This window comes from Pseudomonas sp. IPO3747, assembly GCF_013385245.1.
Classification (GTDB): Bacteria; Pseudomonadota; Gammaproteobacteria; order Pseudomonadales; family Pseudomonadaceae; genus Aquipseudomonas; species Aquipseudomonas edaphica.
Window position 1 is genome coordinate 98,877 of record NZ_JACAQL010000022.1, and the last position, 17,857, is coordinate 116,733.

Annotated in this window: 18 protein-coding genes; 8 read left to right on the forward strand and 10 right to left on the reverse strand. The window is 61.1% G+C overall.

Going from position 1 to position 17,857, the window contains the following annotated elements; genetic code table 11:
- Positions 1-20: 20 nt before the first annotated feature.
- The gene (locus tag HX790_RS21925) at positions 21-803 is read right to left on the reverse strand and encodes a helix-turn-helix domain-containing protein (RefSeq protein ID WP_176992128.1); all 783 of its coding nucleotides are present in this window, start codon (positions 801-803) and stop codon (positions 21-23) included.
- A gap of 83 nt (positions 804-886) precedes the next feature.
- Between HX790_RS21925 and HX790_RS21930 the strand changes: the two genes are divergently transcribed.
- Both HX790_RS21930 and HX790_RS21935 read left to right on the forward strand, forming a co-directional pair.
- Positions 887-1,192: a DUF2834 domain-containing protein gene (locus HX790_RS21930; RefSeq protein WP_169986264.1), complete on the forward strand. Its 306-nt coding sequence runs from the start codon at positions 887-889 to the stop codon at positions 1,190-1,192.
- A complete protein-coding gene (locus HX790_RS21935; protein WP_099549637.1) occupies positions 1,185-1,607 on the forward strand; it encodes an MAPEG family protein in 423 nt (140 codons plus the stop codon). The genes HX790_RS21930 and HX790_RS21935 overlap by 8 nt, the downstream gene beginning before the upstream one ends.
- A 91-nt stretch (positions 1,608-1,698) precedes the next feature.
- On the opposite strand, the gene HX790_RS21940 is transcribed toward HX790_RS21935, so the two are convergent.
- The 3 genes from HX790_RS21940 to HX790_RS21950 are packed head-to-tail and all read right to left on the reverse strand — an operon-like array spanning position 1,699 to position 4,634.
- A complete protein-coding gene (locus HX790_RS21940; RefSeq protein ID WP_176992129.1) occupies positions 1,699-2,622 on the reverse strand; it encodes a sugar ABC transporter substrate-binding protein in 924 nt (307 codons plus the stop codon).
- 42 nt (positions 2,623-2,664) lie between these two features.
- On the reverse strand, positions 2,665-3,789 hold the full coding sequence (locus HX790_RS21945; protein WP_176992130.1) for a phytanoyl-CoA dioxygenase family protein: 1,125 nt from the start codon (positions 3,787-3,789) through the stop codon (positions 2,665-2,667).
- A complete protein-coding gene (locus HX790_RS21950; protein ID WP_176992131.1) occupies positions 3,789-4,634 on the reverse strand; it encodes an SDR family oxidoreductase in 846 nt (281 codons plus the stop codon). The genes HX790_RS21945 and HX790_RS21950 overlap by 1 nt, the downstream gene beginning before the upstream one ends.
- Positions 4,635-4,757: 123 nt before the next feature.
- Here HX790_RS21950 and HX790_RS21955 point away from each other — a divergent pair, with 123 nt between their 5' ends.
- Both HX790_RS21955 and iolG read left to right on the forward strand, forming a co-directional pair.
- The gene (locus tag HX790_RS21955) at positions 4,758-5,783 is read left to right on the forward strand and encodes a LacI family DNA-binding transcriptional regulator (protein WP_176992132.1); all 1,026 of its coding nucleotides are present in this window, start codon (positions 4,758-4,760) and stop codon (positions 5,781-5,783) included.
- Between the two features lie 33 nt (positions 5,784-5,816).
- Positions 5,817-6,821 carry an inositol 2-dehydrogenase gene (gene iolG, locus HX790_RS21960; protein WP_176992133.1) on the forward strand — a complete coding sequence of 335 codons (1,005 nt, stop codon included), beginning with the start codon at positions 5,817-5,819 and terminating at the stop codon, positions 6,819-6,821.
- On the opposite strand, the gene HX790_RS21965 is transcribed toward iolG, so the two are convergent.
- Both HX790_RS21965 and HX790_RS21970 read right to left on the reverse strand, forming a co-directional pair.
- Positions 6,818-7,978: a GGDEF domain-containing protein gene (locus tag HX790_RS21965; protein WP_176992134.1), complete on the reverse strand. Its 1,161-nt coding sequence runs from the start codon at positions 7,976-7,978 to the stop codon at positions 6,818-6,820. The genes iolG and HX790_RS21965 overlap by 4 nt on opposite strands.
- 110 nt (positions 7,979-8,088) lie before the next feature.
- On the reverse strand, positions 8,089-9,300 hold the full coding sequence (locus tag HX790_RS21970) for an MFS transporter (RefSeq protein WP_017138958.1): 1,212 nt from the start codon (positions 9,298-9,300) through the stop codon (positions 8,089-8,091).
- A gap of 97 nt (positions 9,301-9,397) precedes the next feature.
- Between HX790_RS21970 and HX790_RS21975 the strand changes: the two genes are divergently transcribed.
- Positions 9,398-10,219, forward strand: a complete 822-nt coding sequence (locus tag HX790_RS21975; protein ID WP_026013835.1) for a helix-turn-helix domain-containing protein — start codon at positions 9,398-9,400, stop codon at positions 10,217-10,219.
- Here HX790_RS21975 and HX790_RS21980 read toward each other — a convergent pair.
- Complete coding sequence (locus HX790_RS21980) at positions 10,212-11,399, reverse strand: MFS transporter (protein ID WP_176992135.1); 1,188 nt, start codon at positions 11,397-11,399, stop codon at positions 10,212-10,214. The two genes, HX790_RS21975 and HX790_RS21980, sit on opposite strands and share 8 nt — an antisense overlap.
- Positions 11,399-12,421, reverse strand: a complete 1,023-nt coding sequence (locus HX790_RS21985) for an alpha/beta hydrolase (protein ID WP_099549642.1) — start codon at positions 12,419-12,421, stop codon at positions 11,399-11,401. The genes HX790_RS21980 and HX790_RS21985 overlap by 1 nt, the downstream gene beginning before the upstream one ends.
- A gap of 166 nt (positions 12,422-12,587) precedes the next feature.
- Between HX790_RS21985 and HX790_RS21990 the strand changes: the two genes are divergently transcribed.
- Positions 12,588-13,505, forward strand: a complete 918-nt coding sequence (locus tag HX790_RS21990; RefSeq protein WP_176992136.1) for an AraC family transcriptional regulator — start codon at positions 12,588-12,590, stop codon at positions 13,503-13,505.
- On the opposite strand, the gene HX790_RS21995 is transcribed toward HX790_RS21990, so the two are convergent.
- Both HX790_RS21995 and proP read right to left on the reverse strand, forming a co-directional pair.
- A complete protein-coding gene (locus HX790_RS21995) occupies positions 13,480-13,986 on the reverse strand; it encodes a GAF domain-containing protein (protein ID WP_017138954.1) in 507 nt (168 codons plus the stop codon). The genes HX790_RS21990 and HX790_RS21995 overlap by 26 nt on opposite strands.
- Before the next feature lie 52 nt (positions 13,987-14,038).
- Positions 14,039-15,541 carry a glycine betaine/L-proline transporter ProP gene (proP, locus tag HX790_RS22000; RefSeq protein WP_017138953.1) on the reverse strand — a complete coding sequence of 501 codons (1,503 nt, stop codon included), beginning with the start codon at positions 15,539-15,541 and terminating at the stop codon, positions 14,039-14,041.
- A 153-nt stretch (positions 15,542-15,694) separates the two neighbouring features.
- Here proP and HX790_RS22005 point away from each other — a divergent pair, with 153 nt between their 5' ends.
- Both HX790_RS22005 and HX790_RS22010 read left to right on the forward strand, forming a co-directional pair.
- Positions 15,695-16,225, forward strand: a complete 531-nt coding sequence (locus HX790_RS22005) for a GNAT family N-acetyltransferase (protein WP_017138952.1) — start codon at positions 15,695-15,697, stop codon at positions 16,223-16,225.
- Between the two features lie 143 nt (positions 16,226-16,368).
- A complete protein-coding gene (locus tag HX790_RS22010) occupies positions 16,369-17,772 on the forward strand; it encodes an MFS transporter (protein ID WP_099549644.1) in 1,404 nt (467 codons plus the stop codon).
- The last annotated feature ends 85 nt before the right edge of the window (positions 17,773-17,857 follow it).

Here is a 17,857-nt window from a genome sequence, read left to right on the forward strand (position 1 = left end):
GCAGTCTACGGACAGATATTTCACAAAACCAGCGCGGCATGCTCCGCATAGGCGGCGCGCATGACTTGCCACGTCGGCTCGTCAGCCGGAATCAGATGCTCGATACGCAGCGACGTGAGGGTGATGTCCTGGGGCATGCCGAACGTGGTGAAGGTCGACAGAAAGCTCAGCTCGCCCTGGGGTGAGCGGATGCGCGTCAGCACCAAGGGCGGCATGTGGCCGGGTGGTTCGGTGTGGGTGGGCGTCGGCAGGCTGGCTAATAAAACCGCCAATTCAGGATTGCCCAACGCCTCCCGGCTGGCGCGTTGCCAGGCAAGCGTGCGGATCTCTTCGGCGTTGATCAGGTGGTCGCCCAAGCCGCCGGTTTGCAGCAGCGTGGTCAGCAGGTTCAGCCCGTCTGCCGCATCCGGTTCAAGCCCCAACAATTCAAACAGAACGCCGGTACTCGCATTCGCCGCCAGCACTTGCCATTGGCTGTCGAGCAGAATCGCCGGGGCCGGGTTATTGGCGTGCAACACATGGCTGACGGCTTCGCGAATCGCGGCCATGGCCGGTGAGGCGAGCGGGGTGGCGGTGTAGCGTGGCGCGTAGCCGGCGGCGAGGAACACGCGATTGCACTGCTCAAGCGGCACATCCAGCGCGGTCAGTAAATTGTGCAACGTGCCCGGGCTCGGCTTGGCGCGGCCGGTTTCGATGTAACTGAGGTGGCGTTGCGAAACGCCGGTGATCAGCGCCAGGTCCAGCTGGCTCAGCTTGGCGTGGCGACGCAGTTGGCGCAGCTGGTCGCCGGCAGTAGTGTCCATGGCGGGTTCATAACCTGTGAGGTCATTGCGAGGGCCAAGACCTTATCACTATCGTGAGCTTCATTCACTTCAAGGACGAGACCATGCACAGACCCTCTATTGCCCTGGTCGGGTTAGTTGGATTTTCACTCTATACACTGGTGACGATGCTCACCGCCGAGCAATCGCTGCTGGCCTTCGGGCGGCAATTGATGTCGCGTCCGGACACCGCGCAGGTAGTGATGGACCTGTACCTGATGGCGGTGCTGGCGTGTGTGTGGATGTATCGGGATGCGCGTGGTCGCGGGCGGTCGGTAGTGTCTGTGCTGCCGTATTTCTTGCTGACGGCAGTGTTTGTTTCGGTGGGGCCGTTGCTTTATATCGTCGTCAATGGGTTGCGCGATGAATGACCTGCTGGCTATCTACGCAGGCTGTGTGCTGGTGCTGTGCCTGAAAATGTTTGCGATTTCCTGCTATCAGGGTTTTTGGCGGATTCGGCGGCGGGCGTTCACCAACCTTGAAGATGCGGCGTTCTTCAGCCGCATGGCGCAGCCACAAGAATTGCCGCACGTCGTGAGGGCGCAAAGGGCGTGGGCCAATGACCTGGAAAACATCCCGCTGTTTTTTGTGTTGGGCGGATTATGTGTGGCGCTGGGGAGTTCCCAGGGTGTCACGGGTTGGCTCTTTGGCCTGTTTACCCTGGCCCGATTGGCGCACACGGTGACATATCTGGCAGGGCTGCAACCCTGGCGCACGCTGGCCTATGCAGTGGGCGTGGCCTGCCTCTTCGGGCTCGGTGCCCTGGTGGTCTTGAGGCTGAGATGAAATCCCCCCTGGCTGAGCAAACTTATTGTGGCAAGCCCGCTCGCCACAACAAGCCCGCTCGCCACAAGAAAACCTGGCCATAGGCAAGGGATTAAGGGTTCAGAAACGCCTGGTAATTGTCTTTGGTGATCTGCTGATAAGGAATGGTCAGCTCAGCCACATAGGGTTCCTTCTTGACCATCTTCACCGCCAGATCAATCGAGCCGACGGCCTGGCCTTTGTTGTCCTGATACACCGTCACCAGCAACTGGCCCTTCTTCACCGCGTCCAGCCCCGCTGCGCCGCCATCGCTGCCGGCCACCAGGATATCCTTGCCCGGTTGCATGCCCGCCTGGCTGATCGCCATGGCGGCGCCAATCGCCATTTCATCGGCATTCGCCGCCACGGCATCGATTTTGCGTCCGGACACAATCCAGTTGCTCATCAGGTCAATCGCCTTGCCGCGCTGCCATTCGGCGCTTTGCTCCTCGACAATCTTGATGTCCGGATAATCCTTGAGCACCGTCTTCACCCCCAGCGTGCGGTTGTGCGTGGCGTTGTTGGACAACAGCCCGAGCATGATCGCTAGGTTGCCCTTGCCGCCCATTTTCTCTGCCAGGTAGCGCATCTGGATTTCCCCGGCCTTGATCTCATCCGAGCCAACATAGCCCACGCCCGGCGGCACGTCCTTGAACTCCGGGCGGCGGTTGACGTACACCAGCGGGATCTTGGCCTGCTGGGCATTGACGGTCATTTTCTGCGTGGCTGCCGTGTCCACCGCGTTGACGATAATCGCGTCCATGCCCTGGGCGGTAAAGTTCTGCACCTGGTTGAGTTGGCGCACCACATCGCCCTGGGCGTCTTCAAATTGCAGGGTCACCCCGGGTAGCTCCTTGGCGTGGGCCGCCATGTAGTCACGCATCTGTGCGAGGAACACATCGTCGACCTGGGCGATGCTCACGCCGATACGTATATCCGCCCAGGCCCAGGACGTAACAGCGAGGCTCAGCAGTGCTGCGAGGAGTTGCTTCTTCATGGTGGTGCTCCGTTCTTTTTGTTGTTGTAAAAGCAGTGTGATTCACGCCTGGCGCTTGGCCCGCAGCTGCGCCACGGCAGCGGCGAAGTGCGCAGAGGGCCAGCGTTCGTTGAGGGCTTGTTGCATGAGTTGCTGCCCGGTTTGCGGGGCGAGCCCGTGCAAGGGCGGGTCGGTGTCGAGGTTGGTGGGGAAGGCATAACCGTCGGCCGTACAGGCGATTACCGCCTCGGCATTCAACGCAGGGTTGGCCAGCAATACCGGGTACACCGCCAGCATCATGCGGTCGCGGTCGAGGGCTTCCATGGGTTTGCCGAACGCCGAGGAAATTTGCAGCAGGTTGGCCATGCGCCGGTGATGTGTCGTGCGGTTGCTGCCCGCCGCGTGGAACAGCGCCGGGTTGAAGAACAGCAGGTCGCCCTTGTTCAGCGGCAGTTGCACGGCGTGCTGCTGGAAGTAGTCGATAAACTCCGCGCGGCGCCAGGCCAGGTAACCCAGCGGGTATTGCTGGGAGAAGGGCAGCAGTTGGGTCGGCCCGCTTTCCAGCGGCATATCCGAATGGGCTACCGCGCCTTGCAGCGTCAAGTATTGCGACAACAGATGCAGCGGCAGCGGAAAGCGTTCAACCACCTCAGTGGTCTGAAAGCCCAGGTGATAGTCACGGTGCGGCTGTTGCGCCTGCCCGCCAGGGTGGACCACGTTCACTTGCGCGGTCATCTGAAAGCTCGGCCCCAGCCACGCTTCGGCGATCAAACCGAGCAGCGGGTTGGCGTAGTACTCGGCAAACGATTCCGGCGACTGCAGCGCGGCTTTCTGCAGCGAATTCCAGATGCGCCCGTTGCTGCCGGCCTGGGCAAAATGGTCGGCGGCCACGCCTTGCGCAGCCTCATGGGCAAAGATCGCCTCGAATACCTGGCTATGGCGATCGACCACCGCCAGGTCTTCATAGGCCTGGCGCACCACCATCACCCCAGGCCCGTCGCGGAACAGGTGATGCAGCTCATCCATGACGCGCAGGCGCTCGCTGTTGCGTAAAGTGCCGGCCTGATAGATCGGCACATTGCTCACCACTTCTGCACACAGCGGGTAATCCTCGGCGCTGGTGTATTGGGCGCAAATACGGCTGAAATCCGCCAGGCGCACCGCCGCGCCAGTCACGAACGCCGACATTACACACCTCCCGGCAGGCTCAGCGCCTGGTGCGGTTGCGGGCTGCCACTGTCGGTGCAGCCGACCACGCCTTGCTCCAGGTCGATCACCGCGCCGGTCATCATCCCGGCTTCACGCGAGAGCAAAAACGCCACGCTTTGCGCCACTTCTTCGGGCTTGAGCAGCCGCCCGAACGGCTGTGCGCGCTCGGCCTCGGCCAGCCAGCCATCTTGCGCACCGTGGTATTGGCGCTGAATCTGATCCTCGTGAGGCGTGTCCATCCAGCCGATATTCAGGCCATTGACGCGGATGCGATTACGCAACGCGGTGAATGCCACGTTTTTGGTCAAAATCGCCAGCGCGCCCTTGGACGCCGCATAGGCGCTCAAAAACGACTGCCCGCCATGCCCGGTGATGCTCTGGATATTTACCACTGCGCCTTCCACGCCGGTGCTGATCATCAGCTTGAGCGCTTCCTGCATCAGAAAAAACGGCGCACGTACATTCACCGCAAACAGCCGATCAAACAGCTCAGGCGAGGTGTCGAGAATAGTGCCGCGATCCGACATGCCGGCGCAGTTCACCAGCCCGTGCAAGGTGCCGAAGTGGGTGCGTGCTGCGTCGATGATCGCGCGGCAATCCTCGACGTTTTCCAGGTCAGCCTCGACAAAAAATGCCTGGCAATCGAGCTGTGCCAGTTGCCGGACCTGCTCTTCGCCCTCTGCGCGGCGGCGCCCGCAGATGATCAGCCCGGCAGCGCCACGCTGCGCCAGGGTATGCGCCACGGCAGCGCCCAAACCCTGGGTGCTGCCGGTGACAACAAAATATTGGCCGTTGAATGCGTTGGCGAGATCGGTGTGAGGCATGCGGTTCTCCTGAAATTGTTGTTGTTTTATCGACCTGGCTCGACGCCGGGCAAAACTGAGACTAGCATTGAAAAACCTCAGTAACGCCCAAAAAAGACCTCAAAAACACCTCAGGCGAACCGCATGCTCGAACGCGCAAAACACTTCTCCATCAAGCAACTCGCGACCCAGGCCGGCGTGAGCAAAGCCACGGTCGACCGCGTGTTGCACCAGCGCGGCAGCGTGCATGCGCAAACCACCCGGCGCATCGAGCAGGCGCTGGATGAGCTGGAGGCCCAGGAAAAAAACGGCCTGGCGGTGGGGCGCACCTTTCACGTCGATGTGATCATGCACACGCCCCAACGCTTCAGCGCGGCGGTGCAGGCGGCGATCACCGCGCAATTGGGCAGCTTGGCGCCGTTTCGCATCGCGCCGCGTTTTCACCTGTTTGAAGAAATCGAACCCCAGGCCATGCACGACCAGCTGCTGCGCTGCCTTGAAACCGGCAGCCAGGGCGTGGTGCTCAAGGCGGCGGATGAGCCGGCGGTGAATCAGGCAGTCAAGCAGTTGATCGCGGCGGGCATTCCGGTGGTGACCCTGGTCACTGACCTGCCGCAAAGCGAGCGCATTGGCTATGTGGGCATGGACAACCGCACCGCTGGCCAAACCGCCGCCTACCTGATGTCGCGCTGGCTGCCGGCGCAGCCCCAGGACGTAGCGGTGGTGATCGGCAGCGAACTGTTCCGTGGCGAGGAAGAACGCGAGATGGGCTTTCGCGCCTGGCTACGCGGGCGTGCCGCGCACCTGCGGGTGTTGGATATCAGCGGTGGCTACGGCGTATACGACCGCACGTTTGAGCGCGTCACCCAGGCCCTCAAGCAACACCCCGAACTCAAGGCGGTGTACAGCGTCGGCGGCGGTAACCGCGCGATTGTCGATGCCTTCACCGCGCTCGAGCGCCCGCTGGAAGTGTTTATCGGCCATGACCTGGACGAAGAAAATCGCCAGCTGCTGCTGGAAGAAAAAGTCGCCGCGATCATCGATCACAACCTGCAGATCGATGCCCGCAGCGTGTTTTTGCACATCCTGCAACACCACCGGCTATGGAAAGCCGGGCCGATCGCGCCGTCACAGGTGCAGATCGTGACACCGTTCAACCTGCCGGACTGAAGCTCCCTCAATAACAACGCCAGGAGTTCGACCATGCTACGTATTGCCGTTTTAGGTGCCGGGCGCATCGCCAGGATCCACGCCGCCAACGTCGCCGCTCACCCCAACGCCACGCTGGTGCTGGTGGCCGACCCCTGGCGCGAAGGTGTCGACGCGCTCAGCACGCAGTTAGGTTGCGAAGCGGCCTATGACTGCGCCGCCGTGCTTGCCCGCCAAGACATCGATGCCGTGGTGATCGGCACGCCCACCGACACCCATATCGACCTGCTACTGGCAGCGGTGGCCGCAGGCAAGGCGGTGCTGTGCGAAAAGCCGATCGACCTGGATATCGCCAAGGCCCGCAGCGCCGCCCAAGCCGTCGAGCGCCTGGGCGGCAAGGTGATGCTTGGTTTCAACCGGCGTTTTGACCCCGACATGCTGCGCCTGCGCCAGGCGCTGGACGCCGGCCAGATCGGCGCCGTGCGCCAGGTGATCATCACCAGCCGCGACCCTGGCCTGGCCCCGCGTGACTACCTGGAACACTCCGGCGGCATCCTGCGCGACATGACCATCCACGACTTCGACACCGCTCGCCACCTGCTCGGCGAGGAACCGGTGGAAGTCAGTGCGTTCGCCAGCCGCCTGGTGGACCCGAGCCTGGCCGACATCGACGACTACGACAGTGTGATGGTGTTGCTGCGCACCGCCTCCGGCAAGCAATGCCACATCAACTGCTGCCGCCAGGCGGTGTATGGCTATGACCAGCGCGTGGAAGTCTCCGGCGCCACAGGCGTGTTGCTCACCGACAACCACCGGCCCAGCACGTTGCGCCACTGGAGTGCCGACCACACCGAAGCGCTGGAGCCGTTGCAGCACTTTTTCCTCGAGCGTTACGCGGATGCTTATCGCAATGAGCTAACACAGTTTATTGACGCGCTGAACGCTGGCCGAGAGCTACCGACCAGCGTGCGTGATGGCCTGTATGCCTTGCACCTGGCCGATAGTGCATTGGAGTCGGTGAAGACCGGGCGCAGCGTAGCGGTGCATTACGACCTTTAGCCGAACGTGCGGGTCTGGTCCACCAGACGAATGCTGTCGCGCCCGCCACGCTTGGTTTCGTAGAGCGTGGTGTCGCCTTGTTCGATCAGCGCGGCCAGGCTCGGCGGTGGTTGGTCGAACAGGTTGGCGCCGATGCTCAAGGTCACCGGCGCTGGCGTGATAAAGGTGTCAGCGGCGACTTGCTGGAACTGTTCACGCAAGCGGCTGCCCAGTTCGACAATCTGCTGGGTTGAGGTGTTGTTCAGTAGAATCAAAAACTCGTCCCCGCCCAGGCGCGCAGCCAATGCATCCTGGGGGACGACGCCGCGGATCATCTCGCTGAGGGCGATGAGCAAACGGTCGCCGGCGGTATGGCCGTAGAGGTCGTTGACCCCTTTGAAGTTGTCGATATCGATCAACAGCACGGCGCCTGGCTGGGCCGGCGAAACTCGCGCCAACAGGCGTGGCGCTTGAAGGTCAAGGGCGCGACGGTTGAAGAGTGCTGTGAGTGGGTCGCGGGCCGCCAGCCGCGCGATGTGCTGCTCGCGGCGGTAGCGTTCGGAGCCGGTCATCGACAACGCGATCAACATGATCGCCATCGCACCTTCCACCAAGGACACCTGGATAATTTCGCCCTTGAAGGCTGCCAGGTCAATCAGTGTGCCGGGGATCAGCACCGACAATGCCTTGGCCACATAAAACGCGCCGTGAATCAGCAGCACATAGCGCAACTGCACCGCGCCGATGCTGAGTGATTTGCCGTGCGGGCGCAGCAAAAAGCTGGCGCGCAGAGTCGGCGCTGCCACCAGCAGCGACTGCACCGCCAGCATGGCTTTGGACCATGGGAGCTCGGCTGGAAGCATCAGCATTCCCAGCCACACCAGCAGCATCAACAGCCATAGCGGTGAAAGGCGCGCCTGGGTAAAACGCGCCACGCCGAGCAGGAACAGAAAGTGCGCAGTCACCAGCAAGCCGTTGGCGAACCAGATGCCGATCATTAACAGGCCACTGCCGCGCAGCAACGCCAGGGTGGAGCCGACGCTGATGGTCGCAAAACCTGCGGCCCAGAACAGCAGGGAAGCCTCGCGTACGCTGCGCCATTCAATGGCCAGGTACAACGCGGCAGCGGCGGCCAGCGCGATGGTCAGAATCAGAATCGTAGGAGGGTCGAGCGTCATGTCGTGCCGGGCTGCCTGGGTGTACGCTTGAAAATCGGGATTGTAAGCGCACACGCAGGTTTTTCAGAGCATTCCGGCTAATAGCACACGGCCAGCCGATAATCGGCGGGTCAGACGCCTTTGGTCGAGGGCAGCAATATCGTGAGGATGCCCGCCAGTGGCAGGAACGAGCAGATCTTATAAACGTACTCAATGCCATGGTTGTCAGCGAGCAAGCCCAGCAACGCGGCGCCAATGCCGCTGAAGCCGAACATCAGGCCGAAGAAGATACCGGCGATCATCCCCACATTGCCCGGCACCAGTTCCTGGGCGAAGACCACGATGGCCGAGAAGGCCGAGGCGATGATAAAGCCGATCACCACGCTGAGTACGGCGGTCCAGAACAGGTCGACGTAGGGCAGGGCCAGGGTGAAGGGCGCCGCGCCGAGGATTGAGAACCAGATGACTTTCTTGCGCCCGATCTTGTCGCCAATCGGGCCACCGGCGAAGGTGCCCACGGCCACCGCGCCAAGGAACAGGAACAGGTACATCTGCGAACTGGCCACCGACAGCTGGAACTTCTCGATCAGGTAGAAGGTGAAGTAGCTGGTCAGGCTGGTCATGTAGAAGTATTTGGAGAACACCAGCAGCGCCAGCACCACCAGGGCAAAGGTCACGCGGCCTTTGGACAAGCCGTGGGTGGCCTTGCCACCTTGCTTGAGCTTGAACAGGTTGAGGTGGTTGCGGTACCAGCGGCTCAGGCCGTACAGCACCAGAATCGCAAACACAGCGAACAGCCCGAACCAGGCGATATGGCTTTGGCCGTAAGGAATGATGATCGCCGCCGCCAGCAACGGGCCGAAGGCGCTGCCGGTGTTGCCGCCGACCTGGAAGGTCGATTGCGCCAGGCCATAACGCCCGCCGGAGGCCAGGCGCGCGACGCGCGAGGTTTCCGGGTGGAAGGTCGACGAGCCGACGCCCACCAAGGCCGCCGCCAACAAGATCGCCGGGAAAGTGCCGACAAACGCCAGCATCAGGATGCCGATCAAGGTACACACCATGCCGGCCGGCAACAGCCAGGGCTTGGGGTGGCGGTCGGTGTGGTAGCCGATCCAGGGTTGCAGCAAGGAGGCGGTCAGTTGGAAGGTCAGGGTGATCAGGCCCACCTGGGTGAAGCTCAGCCCGTAGTTGGCTTTGAGCATCGGGTAGATCGAGGGCAGCACGGCCTGGATCAGGTCATTGATCAGGTGGGCCAAGGCGCAGGCGCCGAGGACGCGCATAACCAAGGGGCTCACTTGGGGTGTAGTGGTTGCAGCGGCGGGTGACGCGGTGACGGTCGTCATGCAGGCATTCCATACAGGGCAGCAAACTGAGGTGGCGAGTACTTGAGCTCGCCACCCATTTCTAATTGTTTCAGCGGTTATGCTAAATTCGGCGCCAATGCCTGTCTCACGAAATTCGGGAGACAACTGTCGCAAAAAGGGCGAAATGATCAAACCACTGAATGAATTTTTGCAGGAAATCGACGCAGGCGACTGGGCGGTGATCAGTTCTGCCACCGATTATCCCGAAAACTGGGTGATCCCCGAGCACAGCCACGAAAAGCACCAGTTACTCTACGCCATCGAGGGCGTGATGGTGGTGCACTCGGCGCAGAACCAGTGGACGGTGCCGTCCAATCGTGGCTTCTGGATGCCTTGCGGGCAAGTCCACTCGCTGCGCTGTGTCGGCCCGTTGAAAATGCGCAGTGTGTTTGTGCGCCCCGAAGCGTTCCCGAACCTGCCGACCGAGACCAAGGCGGTGAGCGTTTCACCGTTGCTGAGTGAGCTGATCAAGGCGTCAGTGAGTTTGAAACCGCCGTATGCCGAGGACTCACGCGATGCGCGGATCATGCACCTGATCCTTGATGAACTGGCGATTCTGCCCGCCTTGCCGCTGTCGTTGCCACAACCGGGCGACGCGCGTATCAACCGGATATGCCTGGCGCTGCAGCAGGATCCTGGGGATGCGTCGACGGTGGAGGATTGGAGTGGGCGGCTTGAGCTGGACCAGAAGACCATCCAGCGTCTGTTTCGAAAGGAAACCGGGTTGACCTTCGGCCAATGGCGCCAGCAGGCGCGCTTGCTGCTGGCGCTGGAGCGGATTGCGGTGGGGCAGAAGATTATCGATGTTGCCATCGAACTGGGCTACGAGAGCCCGAGCGCCTTTACCAGCATGTTCAAGAAACAGTTTGGCAAGACGCCGAGTCAGTTTTTCAGGTAGGGCGGCTGGCCATCAACCCCGGCGCTGAGTGCCGCGCGGCCAGGCCTGCCAGCAGCACGGCAACCCCCAGCGTGGCTGCGCTGAGTTCAAAGGTCGCCTGATAACCGCTGTGGTCGAACGCCAGGCCACCGACAGTGGCACCGGCAGTGATTGCCAATTGAATGATCGCCACCATCAATCCACCGCCGGCTTCGGCATCGTCCGGCAACACGTGCGCCAGCCAGGTCCACCAACCCACCGGCGCGGCGGTTGCCACGAAACCCCAGCAACCGAGTAACACGGCTGTGGTGATCGGCGAGCCGCCGAAGGCCACCAGGGCCACGGCGATCACCGCCATGATCAATGGAATGGCAATCAGCACAGGATACAGGCGGTTTTTCAGCACGCGCTCTATCAGCACAGTGCCCGCCAGCCCGGCCAGGCCGAGTACCAACAGCATCAACGAGAGTGTGGAGGTACTGACCCGCGTGGCGCTTTCCAGAAACGGACGCAGGTAAGTGAACAGCATGAACTGGCCCATGAAAAAGCCACTGATGGCGAGCATGCCCAGGGCCACAGGCGTCTGTTTGAACAAGCGCAGCACATTGCCAGTCTTGGCTTGGCCTTGCACCTTGATCGCGGGCAAGCTGAACAGCAGCCATAGGCCCGCCGCTACCGCCACCGGCACGACGCAGAAGAATGCGCCACGCCAACCGATCAGTGCGCCAAGAAAGCTGCCCAAAGGCGCCGCGATCACCGTTGCCAGCGCGTTGCCGCCATTCACTATCGCCAGCGCGCGCGGTGTTTGGGCCGTGGGCACCAGGCGCATGGCGGTCGCCGCCGACAGCGACCAGAAGCCGCCAATGGCCACGCCGATCAGCGCGCGACCGAGCATGAACGTCAAGTAATTCGGCGCCAGCGCCACCACGGTTCCAGACAGGATCATCACGACGATCAGCGCCAACAGCAGACGCTTGCGCTCAACCCGCGCAGCGACGGCAGCGATGACCAGGCTGGTGAGCAAGGCGAACAGACCGGACACCGAGATGCCTTGGCCGGCCTGGCCTTCGGAAATCTGCAGGTCGGCGGCCAACGGCGTCAGCAGGCTTACCGGCATGAACTCAGAGGCCACCAGTGCGAACGCCGCCAACGACATCGCAAACACCGCGGCCCAGCTATGCATCTGTGATTTATCGGACATTATTTCAAGTGGCCTTTGAAGAAAGTGGCGAGTCTGTCGAAAGGGATCAGATCGACCCGGTCGTAAAGATCGACATGGCCTGCGCCCGGGATAATCAGCAGTTCCTTGGGCTCGGCCGCGCGTTGGTAGGCGTCTTCACTGAATTCACGTGAGTGCGCGTCGGCGCCGGCGATCAATAACAGCGGGCGAGGGGATAGCGTCTCGATATCGTTGAAGGGGTAGAAGTTCAGGAACTTCACATTACTGGTCAGGGTCGGCCGCGTGGTGGTTTGCGGTGAGCCGCCGACGGGTGTGAATTCGCCGCGCGCCGTACGGTAGAAATCGTAAAACTCATCACCCACCGCATCGCCGGTGAGGGTGGCTGGCGTGCCGCCGGTGTAGACGGTCTCGCCGCCCTGGAATTCCACATAGCGCTGGTTGGCGGCCTGGCGCAGCAGTTGCTGACGTTGCGCCAGCGTCACGCTATGTTTGAGGCCATTGCGGTTGGCCGCACCCATGTCGTACATGCTCACGGTAGCGATTGCCTTAAAGCGTGGGTCAATCTTCGCGGCGGCAATGGCGAAGCTGCCACTGCCGCAAATACCGATCACACCGATGCGCTCGCGATCAACTTGCGGGCGGGTACCGAGGAAATCCACGGCAGCGCTGAAGTCCTCGACGTAGAGGTCGGGCAGCACCGCATTGCGTGGTGAGCCTGCGCTATCGCCCCAGAATGACAAGTCCAGAGACAAGGTGACGAAGCCTTGTTCGGCCATTTTGGTAGCGTATAGATCTGCGCTCTGCTCTTTGACGGCGCCCATCGGGTGCCCAACCACAAGGGCTGGGTTTTTTGCGCCGGGGGCGAGGTTTTTCGGCATGAACAAATGGCCCGCCACCGCCATGCCGTACTGGTTGTTGAAGGTGACGTTTTGCACCGTCACTTTGTCGCTTTTGTAGAAGTTGTCAGCACCGTTGGACATATCGGCTCCCAATGAAGAAAAAGACGTCAGCAGCACGCTCAGGGCGAGCAAAAGGCTTTTCATGGCGTGATCCCGGATAAGGTTGGTCCGCGCATTTTGCCGGCATGGACCGGCGTTCTGTAGTGCGTTCCAGTGGATTACTTGCCTGATCCTCTGAGTCTTGTGGGTTGTCGGTGACACTTGCTTGGTGTGCGCGGTACAGTTCGGTCACGCCTTAAAAGAGCCTTTTATGACGATTAATCCATTGCCCCTGGACGCCTTGATCCAGGCGATCAACGCGCAGGTCACGGCGCCCGGCGATTACCCCATGCCAGTCCCGGGCCTGGGCTTTTATCGGCGTGAGCAGCCGGCAGCGCCGGTGGTGTGCATGGTCGAGCCGTGCGTCGTGCTGGTCGCCCAGGGTGAAAAACAACTGTGGGTCGGCGGTGAAGGCTACCCCTATGACCCGACGCGGTTTCTGCTGACGTCTTTGGATATCCCGGCCAACTCCGAAGTGCTGGTTGCCAGCCCGGCCCGGCCCTGCCTGGGCCTGACCTACAAACTGGACCTGCGCATCCTCGCCGAGCTGATCGCCCAGAGTGAGTTGCCGCCCACTCGGGAGCGGGCAGTGATGAAAGGGGTGGGAATCGGCACGGTCACCGAAGGCATGCTGGCAGCGTTCGCACGCTTGGTCGCTTTGCTGGACGAACCCGAGGCGATCCCGGTACTCGCGCCTTTGATTCAGCGTGAAATCCATTACCGGCTGTTAAAGACTGACCAGGCCGGGTGCCTGCGCAGGATCTGCGCCGTTGACGGGCAGGGCTATCGGATCGCCAAGGCGATCGATTGGCTGAAGCTCAACTACACCGCACCGTTGCGGGTGGAGGAGTTGGCGGCGCGGGTGCAGATGAGCGCTGCCACCTTTCATCATCACTTTCGTCACCTGACCGCGATGAGCCCTTTGCAGTATCAGAAATGGCTGCGCTTGAATGAAGCGCGGCGCTTGATGCTCAACGAACATCAAGACGTGTCCAGTGCGGCGTTCAAGGTGGGTTATGAAAGCCCGTCACAGTTCAGTCGTGAGTACAGCCGGCTGTTCGGTGTGCCGCCCAAGCGCGACATGGCCGCCTTGCGCGGCAAGCTCACTGATCAACCGAGCTCAAGTTAGCGAAAAAAATACAGCCGATCAGCCGCGCAAACAGGCTCAGGGTTTCCGGCAGGTTGGGGTCTTCAAACAGCATCGCGCGCGAATCCAGCGCGCACAATGCGCCGAACAGGCGCCCATCAGGCAGGAAGATCGGCGCACCGGCGTAGCTTTCGATGGCGAACTGCTTGACCACCGGGCGCGCGGCGAAGCGGCCGTTGTGGCTGATCTGCGGGATGAACAGGGTCTGCGGGTTAATGCAGAACTCACTACACAGTGTGGTTTCGAGGTCGAGCACGTCGTCGACATGAATGCCCATGTCGGCCGTGTCGTGCACCGAGCAGACGACCCACTCAAGGTCAGTGAATTTGGCGATGCCGGCAAAGCGCATGCCGGTCAAGCGGGTAACCAGTTGCAGGATGCTGGTGGTGGCTTCTATTTCGGCGATGGCAGCGCGTTCGTCGGCGCTGAGTAGCGAGTGTGCTGCGGTGACGCTTGGAACCATGTTCAGGCACTCCAAAGGCATGGCGGCAGGGGCCGCCACACCAGGTCAGTAGTCAGTTGATGCGTGGGTGCTGCTGCACCAGGTTCTGGCGCTTGGCTTCCAGTTCGGCAATCTGAGTGTCGATGTCTTCGATCTTCTGCTCGATATTGTCGTGGTGCTCTTGCAGTATTTCCTTGGCTTCTGCCATGTCCGAGGCCGCAGGCGCGGCGCCGCGCAGTGGCTTGTTGGCGGTTTCCTTCATGGTCAGGCCCGTGATCAAGCCGACCACGGCAAACACCATCAGGTAGTAGGCGGGCATGAACAGGTCGTTTGTGCTTTCCACCAGCCACGCCACGGCGGTGGGGGTGACACCGGCGATCAATACCGAGACGTTGAACGCACTGGCCAGCGCGCTGTAGCGCAGGTGCGTGGGGAACATCGCCGGCAGGGTCGAGGCCATCACGCCGATAAAGAAGTTGAGGACCACCGCCAGGATCAGCAGGCCGGCGAAGATCAGGCCGATCTTGCCGCTGGTGATCAGCATGAACGCCGGAATGGACAGGAACAGCAGGCCCACGCTGCCGGCGATGATGAAGGGTTTTCGGCCGATCTTGTCACTGACAAAGCCGATAAATGGCTGCACGAACAGCATGCCGACCATGATCGCGATGATGATCAGTACGCCGCTGTTTTCTTTGTAATGCAGGTTGTGCGACAGGTAGCTGGGCATATACGTGAGCAGCATGTAGTACGTCACGTTGGTGGCCGCGACGATACCGATGCAGGTCAGCAGGCTGCGCCAATGCTGGGTCGCGACTTCCTTGAACGAGACTTTGGGGCCGTGGGTCAGGCCCTGGCGGTCGCCTTGTTCGAGCTTGTCCATGTGCTGCTGGAAGGCCGGGGTTTCTTCCAGCGCGTGACGCAGGTACAGGCCGATGATGCCCAGGGGCAGGGCGAGGAAGAACGGCAGGCGCCAGCCCCAGGCCTCGAAGTCAGCTTCACCGAGGATCGTCGAGATCAGTACCACGACGCCGGCACCGAGCACAAAACCGGCGATGGAGCCGAAGTCCAGCCAGCTGCCAAGGAACCCGCGTTTACGGTCCGGTGCATATTCGGCGACAAAGATCGAGGCGCCGGTGTATTCACCGCCCACCGAGAAGCCCTGGGCCATTTTGCACAACAGCAGCAGGATCGGCGCCCAGATGCCTATCGAGGCGTAGCCGGGGATCAGGCCGATGGCGAAGGTGCTCAGGGACATGATCACGATGGTGGCGGCCAATACTTTCTGCCGCCCGTATTTGTCACCCAGGGCACCGAAGAACAGGCCGCCCAGCGGGCGAATCAGGAAGGGCACGGAGAAGGTACCCAAGGCAGCGATCATTTGTACGCTGGGCGAGGCGTCGGGGAAGAACACCTTGCCGAGCACATAGGCGACGAACCCGTAGACACCAAAGTCGAACCACTCCATGGCGTTACCCAGTGCGGCGGCGGTGATGGCCTTGCGCACCTTGGTATCGTCGACGATGGTGATGTCTTTCAAACCGATGGGTTTGACGCTTTTCTTACGTAATTTCATGCGGGTCACTCTAAAACTGAACAGGGGAGGTGCCATCGTTGCGATGGCACCGCTCTGTCAGTTCAGATACAAGCCGACATGAAATAATTCACCTCTATTTGCGTTTTTTTGCTGATGCGTTGAACTTCATGGCATCAACAAGGAATTATGCGCATGCCTGACACCCTCTCACGGCTGATCTACCGCAAGCCCGAAGCCAACGATGTGCAGCGATTGTTCGCGATCTTCGGTGACCCGCAGACAAATATGTTCAACCCTGCAGGGCCGATGGCCAGCCTGGAGCACGCCCAGCGTGTGCTCAACCATTGGCTCGAACAGTGGGCCGCCCAGGGTTATGGCTGGTGGGCGATCGCCCGTAAGGAGCAGCCTGGGCACCTCATTGGCTTTGGCGGCATAGCGCCGCTTAATTACCTGACCGAGCGGCGCATCAACCTGGGTTATCGCTTCGCCGTGGAGGCGTGGGGGCAGGGCTACGCCACCGAGCTGGGTCGGGATGCGCTGGCGCTGGCCTTCCAAACACTGAATCTGCCGGAGGTTTTCGGTCTGGTGCGACCCGATCATGCGGCTTCGATCCGTGTGTTGGAAAAGCTAGGCATGCAGCCCTACGGCCTGCTCGACGATGTACCGGGCAAGGCGCCTAGCCGGGTGTTTCGCGTTTGTCATCCTACAACCGCTTTGAACTGATTGTTTATACGCCCAAGTAATACCTGAAGAAACGGCAATCTTTCAGATTGACACCGCCAAGGCGCCCGGCTATAAAAGTCGCAGTTGTACGACGACATATGACGTTACATATGTCCTATCTAACAAAAATAAAAAGTGATGCCATGAATTTGAATGAGCCCATCAACGCCCACCGCGTCGGCCAGGCCGTCGGCAACTATCGCTGGACCATCTGCGCGATGTTGTTCTTTGCCACCACCGTCAATTACCTCGACCGCCAAGTGCTCAGCCTCTTGGCGCCGCAACTGTCGACGCAATTTGGCTGGAGCAACACCGATTACGCCAACATCGCTGCGGTGTTCCAGTTCGTTTATGCGATTGCCATGCTGTTTGCCGGGCGGTTTGTCGACAAGATCGGCACCAAGGCGGCCTATGTGGTGGCGATTGCCATCTGGTCCACCGGCGCGATCATGCATGCGTTCTCGGTGCCGATGGGCGCGGGGATTGCCTCGCTCAGCGCCGCCATCGGCCTGGCGGTGATCCCGGTGTCGATTGCTGGCTTTATGCTCTCCCGCGCCGTGCTGGCGATTGGCGAGGCGGGCAACTTCCCCATCGCGATCAAGGCTACTGCGGAATATTTCCCGAAAAAAGAACGCTCCCTGGCCACCGGCATCTTCAACTCCGGCGCCAACGTGGGTGCAATCCTCGCGCCGATCTGTGTGCCGCTGATTGCCGGCATGTGGGGCTGGGAAGCCGCGTTTATCGTGATCGGCATGCTCGGGTTTGTGTGGGTGGCGGTGTGGTCGATGCTCTATGAGAAACCGGAGCAGCAAAAGCGCTTGTCCGCCGAAGAACTGGCCTACATCCGCAGTGACCAGACCGTACAGCCTTTCGCGCCTGAGCCTGTGGGGGCGACGCCGAAAAAAGTCTCGTGGTTCAAGCTGCTGACCTACCGCCAGACCTGGGCGTTCGCCTTCGGCAAGTTCATGACCGACGGCGTGTGGTGGTTTTTCCTGTTCTGGCTGCCCACGTACCTGTCGGCGCAATACAACATGAAAGGCGCGGATATCGTGATGCCGTTGGCCGTGCTGTACAGCATGACCATGGTCGGCAGTATCGGCGGCGGCTGGTTCCCCAGCTACTTTATGGCGCGCGGTGATGCCCCGTATGACGGCCGCATGAAAGCCATGCTGGTGATCGCGCTGTTCCCTCTGGTGGTGCTGTTGGCGCAACCGTTCGGTTACCTGAGCTTCTGGGTGCCGGTGTTGTTGATCGGCGTGGGCGCCTCGGCGCACCAGGCGTGGTCGTGCAACATTTTCACTACCGTGTCGGATATGTTTCCGCAAAAAACCGTGGCATCGGTGGTCGGCATCGGCGGTATGGCGGGCGGCCTGGGCGGTGTGGTGATGACCAAGATCGGTGGCTGGGTGTTCGACTACTACAAGTCCATCAACGACATTCACACCGGCTATATGATCATGTTTGCGATTTGTGCCTTGGCGTACCTGGTCGCGTGGAGCGTGATGAAGGCGCTGGTGCCGCGGCATAAGGAAATCACTGACCTGTAAACCCGTCCCCTGTGGCGAGGGCGCTTGCTCCCGTTGGACTGCGTAGCAGTCCCATGCTCTTGAAGCAAAGAGCAGGGGCCGCTTC